General features: G+C 69.9%; 18 protein-coding genes and 1 riboswitch. Of the genes, 7 read left to right on the top strand and 11 right to left on the bottom strand.

What is annotated here, in order from left to right; genetic code table 11:
- Positions 1-301: 301 nt before the first annotated feature.
- Entirely contained in the window at positions 302-952 is a 651-nt protein-coding gene (locus ACWPQI_RS08460; RefSeq protein WP_040275857.1) for a hypothetical protein, read from the top strand.
- 239 nt (positions 953-1191) lie between these two features.
- On the opposite strand, the gene ACWPQI_RS08455 is transcribed toward ACWPQI_RS08460, so the two are convergent.
- The 5 genes from ACWPQI_RS08455 to ACWPQI_RS08435 all read right to left on the bottom strand — a co-directional run bounded on the left by ACWPQI_RS08455 (position 1192) and on the right by ACWPQI_RS08435 (position 4905).
- Positions 1192-1470 carry an MGMT family protein gene (locus tag ACWPQI_RS08455; RefSeq protein WP_230831839.1) on the bottom strand — a complete coding sequence of 93 codons (279 nt, stop codon included), beginning with the start codon at positions 1468-1470 and terminating at the stop codon, positions 1192-1194.
- Positions 1471-1491: 21 nt separating this feature from the next.
- Positions 1492-1701: a hypervirulence associated TUDOR domain-containing protein gene (locus ACWPQI_RS08450; protein ID WP_301915119.1), complete on the bottom strand. Its 210-nt coding sequence runs from the start codon at positions 1699-1701 to the stop codon at positions 1492-1494.
- A 123-nt stretch (positions 1702-1824) separates the two neighbouring features.
- A complete protein-coding gene (locus ACWPQI_RS08445) occupies positions 1825-2496 on the bottom strand; it encodes a sterol desaturase family protein (RefSeq protein WP_010595813.1) in 672 nt (223 codons plus the stop codon).
- The gene (locus ACWPQI_RS08440; protein ID WP_064066354.1) at positions 2493-3227 is read right to left on the bottom strand and encodes a FadR/GntR family transcriptional regulator; all 735 of its coding nucleotides are present in this window, start codon (positions 3225-3227) and stop codon (positions 2493-2495) included. Before ACWPQI_RS08440 ends, ACWPQI_RS08445 begins: the two co-directional genes overlap by 4 nt.
- A 136-nt stretch (positions 3228-3363) precedes the next feature.
- A complete protein-coding gene (locus ACWPQI_RS08435; protein ID WP_474738758.1) occupies positions 3364-4905 on the bottom strand; it encodes a carboxylesterase/lipase family protein in 1542 nt (513 codons plus the stop codon).
- A gap of 112 nt (positions 4906-5017) precedes the next feature.
- Positions 5018-5116: riboswitch (TPP riboswitch) on the top strand.
- Here ACWPQI_RS08435 and ACWPQI_RS08430 point away from each other — a divergent pair.
- From ACWPQI_RS08430 to ACWPQI_RS08415, 4 genes are all read left to right on the top strand, one after another.
- Positions 5109-5828, top strand: a complete 720-nt coding sequence (locus ACWPQI_RS08430; protein WP_474738757.1) for a TenA family protein — start codon at positions 5109-5111, stop codon at positions 5826-5828. (Overlaps the previous riboswitch by 8 nt.)
- Positions 5825-6853 carry an ABC transporter substrate-binding protein gene (locus ACWPQI_RS08425; RefSeq protein ID WP_010595809.1) on the top strand — a complete coding sequence of 343 codons (1029 nt, stop codon included), beginning with the start codon at positions 5825-5827 and terminating at the stop codon, positions 6851-6853. The genes ACWPQI_RS08430 and ACWPQI_RS08425 overlap by 4 nt, the downstream gene beginning before the upstream one ends.
- Entirely contained in the window at positions 6834-7628 is a 795-nt protein-coding gene (locus ACWPQI_RS08420) for an ABC transporter permease (protein ID WP_026137675.1), read from the top strand. Before ACWPQI_RS08425 ends, ACWPQI_RS08420 begins: the two co-directional genes overlap by 20 nt.
- A complete protein-coding gene (locus ACWPQI_RS08415; RefSeq protein WP_010595807.1) occupies positions 7625-8413 on the top strand; it encodes an ABC transporter ATP-binding protein in 789 nt (262 codons plus the stop codon). Before ACWPQI_RS08420 ends, ACWPQI_RS08415 begins: the two co-directional genes overlap by 4 nt.
- Positions 8414-8419: 6 nt before the next feature.
- Here ACWPQI_RS08415 and ACWPQI_RS08410 read toward each other — a convergent pair whose 3' ends face one another.
- Positions 8420-9793 carry a WS/DGAT/MGAT family O-acyltransferase gene (locus tag ACWPQI_RS08410; RefSeq protein WP_017680394.1) on the bottom strand — a complete coding sequence of 458 codons (1374 nt, stop codon included), beginning with the start codon at positions 9791-9793 and terminating at the stop codon, positions 8420-8422.
- Between the two features lie 290 nt (positions 9794-10083).
- On the opposite strand from ACWPQI_RS08410, the gene ACWPQI_RS08405 reads away from it, so the two are divergent.
- Together ACWPQI_RS08405 and ACWPQI_RS08400 are read left to right on the top strand one after the other, a co-directional pair.
- Positions 10084-11079 carry an alpha/beta hydrolase gene (locus tag ACWPQI_RS08405; RefSeq protein ID WP_010595805.1) on the top strand — a complete coding sequence of 332 codons (996 nt, stop codon included), beginning with the start codon at positions 10084-10086 and terminating at the stop codon, positions 11077-11079.
- 151 nt (positions 11080-11230) lie between these two features.
- A complete protein-coding gene (locus ACWPQI_RS08400; protein ID WP_474738756.1) occupies positions 11231-12613 on the top strand; it encodes a T3SS (YopN, CesT) and YbjN peptide-binding chaperone 1 in 1383 nt (460 codons plus the stop codon).
- Between the two features lie 271 nt (positions 12614-12884).
- On the opposite strand, the gene ACWPQI_RS08395 is transcribed toward ACWPQI_RS08400, so the two are convergent.
- From ACWPQI_RS08395 to ACWPQI_RS08375, 5 genes are all read right to left on the bottom strand, one after another.
- Positions 12885-13175 carry a WhiB family transcriptional regulator gene (locus tag ACWPQI_RS08395; protein ID WP_474738755.1) on the bottom strand — a complete coding sequence of 97 codons (291 nt, stop codon included), beginning with the start codon at positions 13173-13175 and terminating at the stop codon, positions 12885-12887.
- A gap of 91 nt (positions 13176-13266) precedes the next feature.
- Complete coding sequence (locus ACWPQI_RS08390) at positions 13267-14109, bottom strand: mycofactocin-coupled SDR family oxidoreductase (RefSeq protein WP_474738754.1); 843 nt, start codon at positions 14107-14109, stop codon at positions 13267-13269.
- 20 nt (positions 14110-14129) lie between these two features.
- A complete protein-coding gene (locus tag ACWPQI_RS08385) occupies positions 14130-14462 on the bottom strand; it encodes a putative quinol monooxygenase (protein ID WP_474738753.1) in 333 nt (110 codons plus the stop codon).
- A gap of 128 nt (positions 14463-14590) precedes the next feature.
- On the bottom strand, positions 14591-15103 hold the full coding sequence (locus ACWPQI_RS08380) for an Lrp/AsnC family transcriptional regulator (protein WP_474738752.1): 513 nt from the start codon (positions 15101-15103) through the stop codon (positions 14591-14593).
- Positions 15104-15176: 73 nt separating this feature from the next.
- Positions 15177-16226: an NAD(P)-dependent alcohol dehydrogenase gene (locus ACWPQI_RS08375; protein WP_474738751.1), complete on the bottom strand. Its 1050-nt coding sequence runs from the start codon at positions 16224-16226 to the stop codon at positions 15177-15179.
- Positions 16227-16232: the final 6 nt, after the last annotated feature.

Below are 16232 nucleotides of genomic sequence, written 5' to 3'. Positions count from 1 at the left end.
TGAACCATGACTTGGGATTGGTCGTTGTCGAGTTCCACTACCCCTGGGGTCTCCATTCAACTCCGACTCGCGCTGGCGGACATGCTGTTTACTCATCCGAGACCCGGTCGGTCCCGTCCACCGACTGCATGCGGGCTGTATGTCCGACCGGCCGTCCGCCGGGCGGGCACACGCGTTCGCTCCCGATCCGCGCAGCCCGCCCGAAACGGGCACCGCGTCGCGTCCCGGACCGGTGGCGGCATCCCATTCCCCGTTCCACTGCGCACGTCTGCGACCGGCCCGCGGCGGCTAGCCTCGAACCATGATGCTGGCGAACGCCTGCGAGCTGTATCGGGGCACAGGTCTCGTCGGCCAGCCCGCGGCCACCGTCAGCAGCCTGGCCTTCGTGGTCGCCGGCCTCGCGGTCCTCGCACGCCGGGGCACGGCGAGCGTCACCTACGGCCTGCTCGTCGTCGCGGTCGGCGCCGGATCCCTCGTCGCGCACGGACCGAACCCACCGTGGCAGGCGTACGCACACGACCTCCCGCTTGCGACACTGCTCGCCTACGTCGCCGTCGACGCCGCCTCCGACCGGTTCGGCTCCCGGCTGTCGCCGTGGTGGTGGCGCGTCGTTCCGCTGCTGATGGTTCCCGTCGTGGCCGCCGGGCCGTCGGTCTCCACCGGCGTGCAGGCGCTGCTGGCCGTCGTCGCAGTCGGACTCGCGCTCGACCGCGCCCGCATCCGTCCGGACCTGCGGCGGTCGACGATCGTCGCGGCACTGCTCCTCGCGTCCGGTGCCGTGCTGGGCACCCTCGGCGACCGGACGTCGCTCTGCCGGCCGAGCAGTATCCTTCAGGGCCACGCGCTGTGGCATCTTCTCGCCGCGGCCGGACTGTTTCGGCTCGCCCCCGCCATCGGCTCCACCGGGACCGTCACGGCACAGCGCATGCCCTCGCGGCCGGAAAGCGGCTGAGGGTGCGGCCACTGCCGGGACGAACCGAAGCCGGGTCGACCGACCCAGGAAGGGGTGGCCTGCCCGGACTGTCGGCGCCTGCACGACATGGAGCGTCGCGTCGTTCCCGAGCCGAGTCACCGGCACACGGCCTCGACAGGCACCCGACGCGAGACCGCCGAGCAGCAGTGACCCCGGCTCGCTGCAGCCGCGAGGCGGGGCCGGAATCGGACATCCGACCGGCAGCGTCGGGGCGATCGTCAGGCCGTCCCTCGCTGCCGAGCACGTTGCATGTCTACCCGCTTCCCCGAGACGGGGGTGCCCTCCTCGAGGAGCAGTGCCCACGCACGACCGCCGTGACACGAGGCCGTTGTTCCGTCGGCGTAGACGACTCGCCACCAGGGAATGTTGTCGTCGAGCATGCCCATCGCTCGGCCCACTTGTCGTGGACCTGCCCCGATTCTCCTGCCGATGTCTCCGTAGGAGGCCACCGAGCCCGGAGGGATGGCGAGGACTGCCTCACGGACAGCGTCGATCATGCTCATCGATATTCGGGTGCGCTACAGCTTGGTGAGTGCATCGCCCTTGTGCATCGCGATGTTATCGGTCTTGTCGCTCTTGATCTCGTACTGAGGGTGACTTTCACTGCACCGCCGAGTACGTCCCTTGAACTCCACGTCCTCGGTGTGCTTTGCGATGATGACGCCCTCGACGTATCCGGCTTCGGAGTTCCACCGGACATGGTCACCGACGGAGAAATCGCTCGCCACAGCCCCTCCCTGGTCTGGATGCTGGTTCTGGGGATGCTACCCGGTGCACGGTTTCGGCGACGGCATCACAAGGTCACCGCCTCTCGCCGGCAACCTCCCCGCGAGCGCGGTTCGCGCACCGGATCACCGGGTCGCGTGCAGGTTCCGGGCGGTCGGCGAGGTCTCGACCGTGGCCGGGTCCGGCTCGGTGCCGAGAATCCGGTCGGCGGTGCCGGCGGTGGTGACGGTGAACCAGTAGTGCTCGTTCTTGAAATGGTGGTGCCGGTGATGGCGCCACACCGCGCGGTAGGGCCGCGAGCCGGGGCGGTAGTCCGTGTGGATGAGGTAGTGCATCCACTCGTAGGTCAGGCCCAGGACACCGAGCGTCACCAGGAATGTCAGTCCCAGTCCGGGCCGGGGGAAGACCAGCCACGCGACGAGGACGAGCACCGGCAGCAGCCACGCCAGGGTCTGCCAGGGGATGAAGACCAGCGGCACGTCGCGCGGATCGCTGTGGTGTTCGCGATGCTTGCGCGCCAGCAGCGAGTCGAGCGTCAGCCCACCGATCCGGCGCGGCCGCCAGTGCAGGATGCCGACGTGGATGACCCACTCCACCAGCGGGAACACCAGCAGGGCGACCAGCGGGACCAGCGCGTCGGTGACCTGCCAGTCGCCGACGAGTATCCGTGCGACGACCGCAGCAGCGAGCAACCCGCCGATCATCCACGGCGACGGGTGCCGCACGAACTCGACGGCGGCGTCCCGCAGGCCGATCGAGGCGCGACGGCCCCGTCCCTCGGTCCGATTCGTGCTCATGTCCGGTTCCTCGCCTCTCCGTGTTCGGCCTGGTCGATGGCGGTGGTCAGGGCCGACGTGCCCAGGTCGAGCAGTTCGCCGGCGGCGTGCTCGGCGCCGTCCTCGTCGCGCGCGACGATCGCGTCGGCGAGCCGTTCGTAGAGGTCGGCGCGCCCGACCTCGACGATCAGCACCCCGGCCATCGCGGTCATGGCCGGCTCGTACGCGTTGCGCAGGCTGTTGAAGATCAGCCGGAACGCGAGGGAGTCGGCGGCGTCGACGACGTGTTCCCAGAATTCGAGGGCGGCGACCTGCAGCGTGACGGGGTCGTCCCCCGCGGCGAGGCGTGCCACGGACTCGCGCAATCGGGGTTGCGTCTCGTCCGTCGCGCGGGTGGCCGCGAGGCGGGCGACCTGACGGCCGATGAGTTGCCTGGCTTCGAGGACGCTGCGGACGACACCCCAGTCGGGCCGACCGTCGCGCACGAGCAGCCGCGGCAGCAGTTCCGGCCCGGCCTGGGTGCGGAAATCGCGCACCGAGGTCGCCTCCCCCTGGCGCACCTCCACCAGCCCGGCGTGCGCGAGCCGAGAGAGGGCTTCTCGCACAGCGGGTCTCGACACTCCGAACGCCTCGGCGAGGTGGCGTTCGCTCGGCAGCGACGCCCCGGCGGCGAGGTCGCCGCCGAGCACCCGGGCGGCGATCTGGTCGTACACCTCGCCGGAGGCGGACTTGCGGGCGATCGGCTCGAACATCACGACCCGACCGTAAGCCCCCATCCGGACAGAGGTCAAGTGGTAAGACCAGTTCCCACCACCGTCGGGAGTGGCCGAATGTCACATCGCGTCGGTCAGACCGACGGAATGTCACATTCGGCCGCCCCCCGAGCGGTCAGCTGAAGCCCATCACCTGGTCGCCCCACACCTCGCGCAGTATCTTGTCGGGGTCCGGGACGAGGGTGTCGGTGTTGTCGATCAGGAGGGTCATGCGCTTGTCGGTGTCGTACGGCGCCCAGTGCCGGGATCCGTCCAGGGCGGCCGGCACGCCGTGGTGCGCGAAGGCCAGCCAGCGACGCTGGATCCGGCCCGAGATCGTCGTCGCAGCCTTGCGCCCGCCGAGCCAGAACGTGGGATCGCGATCGAGCGTCCCGAAATTGCCGAAGACGTAGGGCAGTTCGGTGGCATGGCCGGCACCGATCCGTGCCGCCTTGAGCATCGGGGTCGCATGGTCGAACCGGTACACCCACGTCGGCGAGTGGGCGCTGTGCGCGTCGGCGATCCACACCACCGGCATCCGGAACCCCGCGTCCCGCGAAAGAGCCATCGCCCCGGACGTTTTCGTGACATCCGGGTACGCGGAGATGATCTCCGCGATGCGGTCGGGCAGCAACTCCGGGTGGTCCTCGGCGAGGGCGTCGAGCATCGCCTGCACGGAGGCGTCGCTCACCGGCATCAACGGCGACTTCATGAAGCGGAAGATCGACGGCTCGTCCTTGTTGGAGCCGATGATCAGGGGGATCCGGTGCGCGAGCCCCTTCTGGAACGCCGCCACCGGATACTTCGGCACCAGGTCGCGATCGACCACGGGCGCCATCGCGAGCGTGCCGGGGAACTTCGTGGGGATCTCGCCGACGAGCACGTCCCCCGCATCGGTCAGCGCCTCGTGCGGCATGTCCCGCAGCGCCCACACCCGCGCCGGGGTGAGGTCGAGGATCTCGAGGTACCGCTCGGCGACCCGCGCAGCCCGCTCGGACCCGTACGCCGACGTCGCCGGCGGGCTCTGCGCGATGGCCCGGTGGAACAAACCCTCGGCGCGGGGCACGGTCATCAGTGTGGTCAGCGACCCGCCACCCGACGACTCGCCGAACACGGTGACCCGGTCGGGGTCGCCTCCGAACGCGGAGATGCAGTCGCGGACCCACTCGAGCGCGGCGATCTGATCGCGCAGCCCCACATTGGATTCGAAGGTGGTCCCGGCGGTCGAGAACGACGAGAAGTCGAGGAACCCGAGCGCGCCGAGCCGGTAGTTGACCGTCACCACGACGACGTCGCCGCGCTCGGCGAGCAACCGTCCGTCGTAGATCCGCTGACCCGAGTAACCGAGGACGTAGGCGCCGCCGTGGATCCACACCATCACCGGCCGGGGCTCCCCGTCCGGCTCCGGCGCCCAGATGTTCAACGAGAGGCAGTCCTCACCGATCGTCAGCCCCGGATCGATGGGGATCGGGTTGTTGCGTCCCTGCGGCGCGATGGGCCCGAAGCGCCGCGCGTCGAGCACGTCGGTCCACGGCTCCGGCGGTTCGGGGGCGCGGAACCGGAGGTCGCCGGACGCCGGCGCGGCGTACGGGACTCCCTTCCACGTGTAGACGGAGCCGTCGCGGTAGCCGCGTACGTCGCCGTACTTGCAGCCGACGATGAGCGTCTCGGCGTCCACGGTTCCTCCCGAACGAACGGTCTCGGGCCAAGGTACCAACAACAGACAGGTTGCATGCGGAGCCCGGTGGCCCGGGCGGCGGAGGCGGTCTGCGCCGAGTGCTATCGTCGGCTCCGTAGACACGGGGTGCTCCGCACATGCGCGGGGCTGAGATCACACCCGTCGAACCTGATCAGGTAATGCTGACGAAGGGATGTCCTGGCATGACCATGCCTGCCCGCGCGTCGGTCCCGGCAGGGACCGACCGCTTCACCGATCTGCTGTGGGACCGGACCAAGGTCCTGCGCGAGGCCATCGACGACCTCGAGTTCCTGCGCCGCCTCGGCGACGGGACGCTGCCGCTCGACGCGTTCCGCTTCTACATCGAGCAGGACGCCCTGTACCTCGCCGGGTACGCCAAGGCACTCGCCCTGCTCGCGGTGAAGGCCCCGGACCCGGGCACCGCCGCGTTCTGGGCGAACAGCGCGGCCACGGCCGCCACCGAGGAATCCGCCCTGCACCGGGGTCTGCTGACCGGTGGCGTCCTGCCGCCCGCCGAGGACACCCCCGCGCACTCGCCCGCTTGCCTCGGCTACGTCTCCTATCTCACCGCCACCGTCGCCACCGACCCGTATCCGGTGGGCGCCGCCGCGGTACTCCCCTGTTTCTGGATCTACGCCGAGGTCGGCCGCGACCTCGCCGTCCGCGCCGCCGACGTGCTCGCCGCGGATCCCGCCCACCCCTACGCCCAGTGGGTCACCACCTACGACGCGCCCGAGTTCCATGCCGCGGTCGCCGGCGCCCGTGACCTCGTCGACGCCGCGGCGGCAGCCGCCACCGACGCCGAGCGCGACGCCATGGCCGAGGCGTTCACCATCGCCACCCGCTACGAGCTGCTGTTCTGGGACACCGCGCTCAACACCCAGGAGTGGCCGGCCTCATGACCACGCTCCCCCGGCTGCGCCGCCGGTTCACCGTCCTGGCCGCCGTCACCGCCGCGCTGCTGCTCACCGCGTCCTGCGCCGGGAACGGCGACGAGTCCGGCGACACCATCCGATTCGCCCTGGACTGGACGCCGAACACCAACCACACCGGCCTGTACGTCGCCCAGCAGGAGGGCCTGTTCGCCGACGCCGGTCTCGACGTCGAGTTCCTGCCCTACAACAACACCACCCCGGACACCCTCGTCGACGCCGGCAACGCCGAGTTCGGCATCTCCACGCAGGCGCAGGCGACGTTCTCCCGGGCGGCCGGCTCGCGCACCGTCTCGGTGCTCGCGCCGCTGCAGCACTGGGCGACCGGCATCGCCGTCAAGGCGGACCGCGCCGACCTGACCCGGCCCGCGGACCTCGACTCCCGCACCTATGCGGGCTTCGGCGACCCGGGCGACGAGGAGACGCTCGCCCAGGTGATCCGCAACGACGGCGGGCGCGGCGACTTCACCTCGGTCACCCTCGGCACCTCCGCGTACGAGGCCGTGTACTCCGGCACCGCCGACTTCACCGTCTCCTACCTGGCATGGGAGGGCATCGAGGCCGAGCACCGCGGGCTGCCGATGCGCTACTTCCGCTACACCGACTACGGGTTCCCCGACGCCTACGCGATCGTGGTCGACGGCAACGAGGACTGGCTGGCCGAACACCCGGACCAGGCCCGGGCCTTCGTGCAGGCCGTCCAGCGGGGCTACGAGATCGCCGCGCAGGACCCCGACCGCGGCGCTCGCGCGCTGATCGAGGCGAACCCGGGGGCCTTCTCCGACGAGGACCTCGTCTACGAGAGCCAGCGGATGCTGTCGACCGACTACCTGCGCGACGAGAACGGCCGCGTCGGCACCCTCACCCTCGAGCGATGGACCGGGTACTCCCGGTTCCTGTTCGAGAAGGGCCTGCTCTCCGGTCCCGACGGCGCACCGTTGACCACCGAGCCGGACTGGTCGACCTACTTCACCGATGACTACCTCACCCCCTGACCCCACCCGCAATTCCTGGGCGCGGCGCGTGGCCCCGGCCGCGCTGACCGTCGCCGCGCTGGCCCTCGGCTGGCAGCTGTACGTGGCGGTCAGCGGCATCCGCCCGCAGGTGCTGCCCTCCCCCGCCCGGGTCCTCGAGCAGGGGTGGGCGCACCGCACCGACATCGCCGGTCACGCCTGGTCGACGCTGCAGGTCACGCTCGTCGGCTTCGCGGTGTCCCTGGCGGTCGCCTGGGCGCTGGCGATCGTCGTGGACTTCTCGCCGTGGCTGCGCCGGGCCCTGGTGCCGCTGTTCGTGGTGTCGCAGACCCTGCCGATCATCGCGATCGCGCCACTGATGATCATCTGGTTCGGATTCGGGCTGCTGCCGAAGATCCTGGTGATCGCGCTCGCCACGTTCTTCCCCATGGCGATCGGCCTGATCGAGGGCTTCGCGGCCGCGGACCGGGAGGCGGGGGCGCTGCTGCGCAGCATGGGCGCCTCGCGTCGGCAGGAGTTCCGGTACGTGCGGCTCCCGTCGGCGCTGCCCCGATTCTTCACGGCGCTGCGCATCGGGGTCACCTACGCCGTGGTCGGCGCGGTCTTCGCCGAGTACGTCGGCGCCACGTCGGGACTCGGGATCTACATGAGCACCCAGAAGAACTCGTTCCGGACCGATCTGGTACTCGCGGCGGTGCTCGTCACCGCGGTGCTCTCCCTCGCGTTGTACCTGCTCACCTATGCCGCCGAGCGGGTGGTGGCCCCGTGGGCGCTGGCGACGAGGAGCCTGCGGTGAACGCCGTCGCCGTCACCGGCGTGCACAAGGCGTTCGATGGGCGCACCGTCCTCGACGGCGCCGAGTTCGCGGTGGCCGACGGCGAGTTCGTCTCGCTCATCGGCCCGAGCGGCTGCGGCAAGTCCACCCTGTTCGGGCTGGTCGCCGGCCTCGACGTGCCCGACACCGGCGCCGTCACGGTCGCCGGTCGGCCGGCCGCACCGGGACGCGCCGCGCTGATGCCGCAGAAGGATCTGCTGTTCCCGTGGCGCAGCGTGCTCGACAACTGCGCGCTCGGCCTCGAGGTCCAGGGCACGCCCCGCGGTGAGGCGCGGGACCGGGCACGAAAGTTGTTCCCCGCCTTCGGTCTCGCCGGGTTCGAGGAGGCCGCGCCGCGGCAGCTCTCGGGTGGGATGCGGCAGCGTGCGGCACTCGCGCGGACCGTCCTGCAGGGCCGCGACGTGCTGCTGCTGGACGAACCGTTCGGCGCCCTGGATTCGCTGACCCGCACCGAGATGCAGTTGTGGCTGCAGCAGGTGTGGCAGCGCGACCGCTGGACGGTGCTGATGATCACCCACGACGTGCGGGAGGCGCTGCTGCTGTCGGATCGGGTGCTGGTGCTCACGCCCCGCCCGGCGCGGGTGTGCCACGAAGTGTCGGTGCCGCTGCCGCGCCCCCGGGGCCTGGACGCGCTGACGTCTCCGGAGTTCGTGGCGCTCGAAGGCGAACTCGTCGACGTCCTACACAGCACGGGCGCGCGGGGTTCGACACCCCAGGACCCGCGCAGCTCGTCGCTGCGGGACTGACACCGCTCACGAAATATCTAGTGCGAGTTCGAGTTCCGTGAGGGCGTCCTCGAGATGTCCCAGCAGTCGCTGCAGTGCGGGGACGGTGCGGCGGCACCCGACCACGCCGAAGTCGACGGTGTCCGCGGTGTTGGTCAGCGTGATGTTGAGCGCCTGACCGCTGAGCACGACCGACACGGGATAGATGCCGTCGAGCCGGGATCCACCCCGGTACACCGGTTCCCGCGGTCCCGGCACGTTGGAGATGATGAGGTTGAACGGCGGCGGCGCCAGGGCGACCGCGCCCGAGATCGGCGCCAGCGCGAGTCCGGCGATGTTGAGCGCCGACCACACCGTCGCCTGCAGCGGCGTCATCCCGCCGAACAGGGTCTTGCCCTCCGCCATCGAATCGCTGACCGTCGACAGCCGGGTGAGCGGATCCTCGAGATGGGTGCCGAGGTTGCACAGCGTGACCCCGACGCTGTTGCCACCCGAGTCCGACTCGGGGGTGTCCTTCGCGCGCAGCGACACCGGGACCATCGCGATCAACGGGGTCTCCGGCAGCGCCTGCCGCTCGAGGAGATAGGCGCGGATGGCGCCGGCGCACATCGCGACGACGACGTCGTTGCTCGACACGCCGGCCGCGCACCGCACCCGTGTGATGCGTGCGCGGCTCCAGGACTGCGCCGCGAAGCGCCGCGTCCCGTCGATCGGGACGTTGAACATCGATCGCGGGGCCTCGTACGGCAGTGCGACGCGGCGGCCGCCGAGCACGGTCCGCGCGATCCGCAGCGCCACGGGCGCCGCGCCGAGCACGTCGCCGGCCACGGAGCGCACCGTACCGACGGTCGACGTCCGCGCGTGCGTCCCGGATCCGTTCCCGGATCGGGGGCGGGGCGGCAGGTGCCACGGCGCCGGGAAGTCGCGCGCGCTCGGGTCGGTGGTGTAGGTGCGCCGCAACAGCCGCAGCCCCGAGACCCCGTCGAGCAGCGCGTGGTGCATCTTCGTGTAGACGGCGAACCGGCCGTCGGCGAGTCCTTCGATCAGGTACGCCTCCCACAGGGGCCGGTGCCGGTCGAGCAGCCCGCTGTGCAGGCGGGAGACGAGGGTGAACAGCTCGCGGATCCGGCCCGGTGCCGGCAGCGCCGAGTGCCGGACGTGGTACTCGAGGTCGATCTCGTCGTCGACGGTCCACCAGGTGTAGCCGAGGCTCGACACCGGATCGGCCGGTCGCTTGCGGAACAGCTCGTCGACGTGCGCGTCGGCGACGAGCCGGTTGTAGAGGTCGGTGACGTACCCCGGGCCGGCGTCGGGCGGCGGGGTGAACAGTTCCAGCGAACCGAAGTGCATCGGGCGCTCCCGCGACTCGGCGAGCAGGAACATCGAGTCCGTCACCGGCATGTACCCCACGGGGACTGCCCCCTTTCGTCCGCCGTCGCACGCTGGGATGGATCGTACGTCGGTCCCGCGCATGCCGTACCGAATAGATAACAGAAGGGCCCGCGACCTGCGGAAATCACGATGCCCGGTCTCCATCGAGTCACGGTGCTTCGCCCCGGCGGATCGTCGTCGTACTGTCGATCAACCGACCCGGACGAACGTTGCGAAAGCCACGGCGGACGGGCCGCGGAGGACAAGCCGGAGCCGACGAGCGCAGCTCCGCCCGAGCGGACGAGGACGAGGAGGTTCCGGTGACGAGCACCGCGTCGAACCATCCGTCGTTGTCGTATCCGCCCGTACCGCGGCCGGTGCTGCGACGTGAGATCGCCGGGGTGAGCATTCCGTCCCAGGCGCTGACCTTCTCGGTGCGCAGCACCGTCAAGCCGGTCATCGACGCGTGGGCACGCGCCCCGCACCTGCCCTGGCCGACCGGTGTGGTGGACCGCCTCGCGTTTCCCCTCAAGCCGGTCCCCGGCACGCACCGGCATGCGGTGCGGCTGCCGTCCTGCCGCGCCGAGTTCCTCGCCGCGCCGGGCGCCGACGGCTCCACCGCGATCCTGTACCTGCACGGCGGGGCGTTCCTGGTGTGCGGGCTGACCACCCACCGGCAGATGGTCTCGCGCATCTCGTCGGCAGCCGGGGCTCCCGTGCTCAGCGTCGCCTACCGCATGCTGCCGGGGCACCCGATCGAGAGCGCGGTCGAGGACGGCATCGAGGGGCTGCGGTGGCTGATCGCGCACGGCTACCCGGCCGAGCGGATCGTGGTGGCCGGCGACTCGGCGGGTGGATTCCTCACCTTCCAGGTCACGCTCGAGGCGCTGCGGCTGGGCCTCGGCCGTCCGGCCGGCAACGTGGCGCTCTCGCCGCTGACCGACCTCGACACCCGCGGCAAGCTCGCGCATCCCAATTCGTATCGGTGCGCCCTGTTCCCGCGCCGCGCCGTTCCGGCCCTGGCCGACGTGATCGCCCGCATCGACGCCGCCGCCGGCGGGCCTGGTCCTCGCGCGGTGTCCCCGGTCGACGCCGACCTGACCGCCATGCCGCCCACCCTCATCCAGACCGGTTCGGAGGAGATGACGTACGTCGACGCCGAGCTGATGGCCGCGCGTCTCGCGGGCGCGGGTGTGCACTGCGAACTGCAGGTGTGGGAGCGGCAGGTGCACGTGTTCCAGGCCGCGGCGGGCATCGTGCCCGAGGCGGGACGGGCCGTCGCGTCGATCGGGGTGTTCGTCCGCAGCCTGCGCTGACGGGTCGGCTGCCCGCAGCCTGCGCCGACGGCGGCCCGGGCGGCCGGATGTTCCGGGCCCGCCACCGAGTGATGCTGCCCGCCCGGCGACTGTCGGTCCCCCCGGCTAGTGTCGTCACACGGTCCCGCGACAGCGGAAAAGGGGGTGGATCGTGACCGACACCGAGAGCCGATTCGACCGCGACGTCGACCGGTCCTGGAACGAGTTCCGGGCACGTCTCGCCGACCACGTGGCGGCGATGAGCGACGGCGACGGGCTGGTCCTCGAGCCACTCGTCGAGGAGGACACCGGCCCGGCCGGACCGTGCGTGCAGTTCTACGCGTGGGGTGAGGGCCAGGTTCGGTGCGAGGTGCCGTCCAATGCCCACCTCGACTCCGATCGTCGTCTCGGCCCGGGCGACGAGGCGTTGCTCGCCGAGCTCGGCTGGCGCGCACCTTCCCGGGGACCCGACGACCCGGAGGACGGCGGGTCGCCCGCCTACTGGATGGACCGGCCCGCGGCGTGGGCGGACCAGCTCGCGGCCGTCGCGGTGACGGCGCTGCGCCGGGTGTGGGGGGTGCCGCATCCGCTGTTCCTGCGCACCGAGACGTTCGGCACCGGCCGGGCCGACTTCGAGCTGCCCCCGCCGGCCGAGGAGATCCCGCCGCAGGCTGCGCTCCCCCTCGCCGTCGAGACGGCGGGCGAGGAGCACGTACGCGAGCTGATCGAGTCGACACTGCGCGAGCGGATCGGCGACGTCCCGCTGTGGGACGAGGACGGCGACCTGGCGTTGCGGGTCGCGGGGATGGTCGTGTTCGTCGGTGTCGGACCGCACGAGCGCACCGTCGACGTGTTCGCCCCGATCGTCCACCAGATCACCGGACGCACCCGCGCCGCCGAGGTCGTCGCCGACCTCAACCGGCGGTGGCCGCACCTGAAGTTCGTGCTGGTCGAGGACCGGGTGGCGGTGGCGGCACACCTGCCCGCGTCGCCGTTCGTGCCGGCCCACCTGCTGGCCACGCTCGACCTGGTCGCGCAGTTCCTCGAGGGACTGGACGAGGGGTTCGGCACCCGTCTCGGCGGCGAGCTGCTGCACGAGATCGACCACGACGGTGTGCCGCCGCCCGCGGACGAGCTGCCGCCGTGGACGGCGGAGTCCGAGGCGGATCTTCCGTTGACGCTGCTGGCAGTGCGCGACTTCCATCTCGACGGACAGGTGGCGGTGGAGCCCCGCACGGTGGCCCGCATGGCCGACGACGAACCGGACCAGCTGCTGCGCTTCCTGCGGATGAGCGTGGACGCGCAGGTGTGCTGGCAGGCCGAGGCGATGGGACGCGCCGCGGCCGGGGACGGCGCCGGTACCGCACGGGCCGAGGCGAAGGCGCAGGAGTGGGAATCGACCTGCCGGTCGCTCACGGCGGCGATGCGACTGCTCGTGCCCCCGGCCGGCACCACCGGGAAACGCCGGCGCCGGCGCCGGTCGTCCCCGCCCGAGCAGATCGAGCTGTTCGAGAACCCGGACGAGCCGACCCTGTTCGACGAACTCTCCGACTGAGCCACTCGCGCCGGTGTTCTGCGTCAGCGGGACGGAGCGGTGGCCGACAGCGCGGCGATCCGCCCATCTACCGTCGGTTCCGTCTCGTTGCCCGCGGCTGGGAACGCTATGGAGGCACTCGAGACCGTCGCCACAACATGCAATGAACCGGGGGCAGTCACTGGGCATTCCCGGCTCAGGGCCACTCGACGAATGGCGTGGGAAACGTCGGCGAGCGGATCTGCTATCGCCTCAGTTTCCTGGAGCCTTCCAACTTGTGGTCCGAGTGTCGTTACGCAGTGATCGGGGCGGTCGGTGTCCGGTGTGCGGCGCGTTCGGCTGCGGTCATTCCTCCCCAGACTCCGAACCGTTCACTGCAGTTCAAGGCATGGGTTCGGCATTGATCGACAACAGGGCAGGTGGCGCAGATCTGTTTGGCGGCCCGTTCCCGTCTGGTACGTGCCGAACGGGTTTCACCGGGCGGAGCGAAAAAGGTCTCGCTTCCGATTCCGCGGCAGCGAGCGCGCAATTGCCAGTCGTACCGGTCGACAAGTGGGGCGGGGAGGGATGTGCGGGGTTTCATCGGCGTCGTCCGATCTGGGCAGTCCGGTGGGGACGGACCGGGCCGTCCCCACCGGAATCTGTTGTTCCTCCGGAGCCTTCTCCGTGCCGGGTCAGATGGCGGCGGAGCCACCGTCGACCGGGAGGGTTACTCCGGTGATGAAGCGGCCTTCGTCGGAGGCCAGGAAGACGATGGCGTTCGACACGTCTACCGGTTCGACCCAGGGTTGCGGTAGGGCGAGCAGCGTGGAGGATGCCTCGGCGAACTGTTCGGGGGTGGGGCGCTCGAGGTCGGGGCGGAACAGCCGGTAGACCGCGTCGTTCTGGATCATGTCGGTATTGCAGTTGGTGGGGGCGACGACGTTGACTCGGATCGAGTGGGGCGCCAGTTCCATCGTCAGGGTCCGCATCAAGCCGATGACGCCATGTTTGGAAGCGACGTAGTGCCCGAACCGAGAGAATCCCTTGACCCCGGCGTCGGAGGAGGTGATGACGATGCTTCCGCCGCGACCACCCCGAACCAGGTGAGGAATCGCTGCCTTGCAGGTGTGGAAGACGCCGGTGAGATTGACGTCGATGACATCGCGCCAGTCTGTCGGGGAGGTGTCGGCGATCTCGTCCCCGAATTGAAAGATGCCGGCGTTGGCGACGACGAGGTCGAGGCGCCCGAGTTGCTCGACGGCTCGAGACAGGCCGGCGTCGAGCCGATCGTAGTCACGCACGTCGGCTCGGTACGCAATGATGCGGCGCCCCTCCTTCTCCACCAGACGCACCGTCTCAGCGACATCTTCGTCGGTCGCGGGCGGATAGAAGTCGGTGGTGCGGCCGACCTCGTCGCAGACGTCGACGGCGATGATGTCCACGCCCTCCTGGGCCAGGCGGACCGCATGGCTGCGGCCCTGGCCTCGGGCGGCGCCGGTGATGAAGGCGACCTTTCCGCCCATTCGCTTGGTCATGATGCTCCGATCGGTACTGTTCAGTGGACGGGGGTGATCTCGAGTTCGCCCATGTGCGACCACTCGAGTCCGGGAAGTTCGGTGTGGATGATGCGCGGCGTCTCGCTCAGGGCCGGACGCATGGTCTCGAGTCCCTGACGAAAATGCGTGGCGTTGACATGGTCGGCCCCCGCCTGCGGGTCCCGGAATGCCTCGATCAGGATGTATTCGTTCGGATTCTCGGTGCTGCGGGACCATTCGAACCAGAGGTTGCCGGACTCGGCCCGGGTGGCCGCGGTGAAGTCGGCCGTCAGCGACAGCCACCTGTCACTGCAGTCGGGGTGGACCTTGAATTTGACAACAATGAAAATCATTTCTTCCTTCTGAAAGTCGCGATACCCACCGCGCAGGCGGCGCCTGCTCGGGCGGTTGCCGGGTCGGCGAGGTACGGCTGTGGCAGGTGTCGTGGGGGCGCCCGTGGCGCGGCGGTCTCGTCCGGTCGTCAGGGTGCGGAGTAGCCGTACGAGACCTTGTGCATCTTCAATTCCATGAAGGTCTCGAATTCACGGACGCCTCCGATCTCGGGGATGCGCTCGTGCAGCAAGGTGTGCAGGTGATTGTTGTCCCGGCACACCAGTTGCACGTAGATGTCGGCATGGCCGATGCAACTGGAGACGTAGGTCGACTCCACCCAGGAGGTCAACGCGGACACCACATGGTCGTGCTGACCTGGTTCCACACGAATCAGCAGGAAAGCGAGGATGCGGTAGCCGAGCCGGAAGGGATCGGCGATGGCGACTACGTTCAGCGCTCCCGATTCCTCCAGCCGGCCTGTCCGGTGGCGCACAGTGCCTTCCGACACGCCCAGTTCGCGGGCGATCTGTCGGTAGGGCATTCGTCCGTCCTGTTGGAGTAGCCGCAGGATGCCGCGATCGACGTCGTCGAGGCCCTCGACCGTGTGTTCACGGGAGCGGTCAGAGGGGTCTCCATTGCCATTGATCGTCATCTTGCGCATCCTTCTAGTCTATTGCCTGCGCGATTCGTAGTTCGGCTCTAGAGGAGCTACGCGTGTGGTCAGAGCCCGATCGTCACCGTGCCTCGACGAACTCGCCGTCCGGAACGAGCACGGCCCGTCCGCGTACTCGTCCGTGGTGCAGGTCGTCGAGGGCTTGCGCGAAGTCGGAGAACCGGTACTTGACGGTGTGCAGGTGCACCTTGCCCTGCGCTGCCAAGGCCATGAGTTCGACGAGGTCGTTGTAGGTGCCGACCAGGTTGCCGATGAAGTTGATCTCCGTGCTGATGATGTCGATGGTCGGGACTGCGAGTGTGCCCCCGTATCCGATGACGTAGTAGTTGCCGGCCCGACGAAGCATGGCGACGCCGGCAGCGAGTGCGGATCCTTCGCCGACGAAGTCGAGGACAGCTTCGGCTCCGGCGCCACCGGTGAGGTCGAGGACCTGCTGAGCTTCGGTGCCGTCGGCCACGACGGTGCCATCCGCCCCGATCTCCTTGGCCAGTTGCAGCGCAGCGGCAGATCGGTCGACCACGACGATCTGTGCTGCGGTGAGGGCCTTGAGCACCTGGATTCCGATGTGCCCTAGACCGCCGGCACCGATGACGACGGCCGTGTGTCCGGGGCGAAGGACCGCCGCGGCTTTGCGGGCGGCGTGGTAGGCGGTCAGCCCGGCGTCGGCGAGGGCTGCGACGTCGGCGGGTGCCAGTGTCGGGTCGAGTTTGACGACGCTTCGTGCGGACGTGCGCAGGTATTCGGCCATCCCTCCGTCGGCGTCGATGCCGGGGAAATCCGAGTGCGTGCAGTGCACGTCATCGCCGTGGCGGCAGGCCGAGCACAGCCCGCAAGTGGCCAGTGGGTGCAGGATCACCGAGTCTCCGACGGCGACGTTGGTGACTGCCGAGCCGACCTCGGTAACGGTGCCGGCGTTCTCGTGGCCGATGGTGTACGGCAGGGCGACGCCGCTCTTGTCCTTCCACTGGCCCTCGATGATGTGCAGGTCGGTGCGGCAGACCCCGGCGCCGCCGATCTTGATGATGACGTCGTGTGGATCACGCAGTACCGGGTCGGGAACATCGTCGAGGGTGGGTGTGTGGTCGTAGTCGTGGACGCGGATGGCCTTCATGATTCC

The sequence above is a fragment of the Rhodococcus sp. LMD genome, assembly GCF_056108245.1.
The sequence above is the reverse complement of the archived record's forward strand: the minus strand, read 5'-3'. Positions and strand labels throughout refer to the sequence as shown.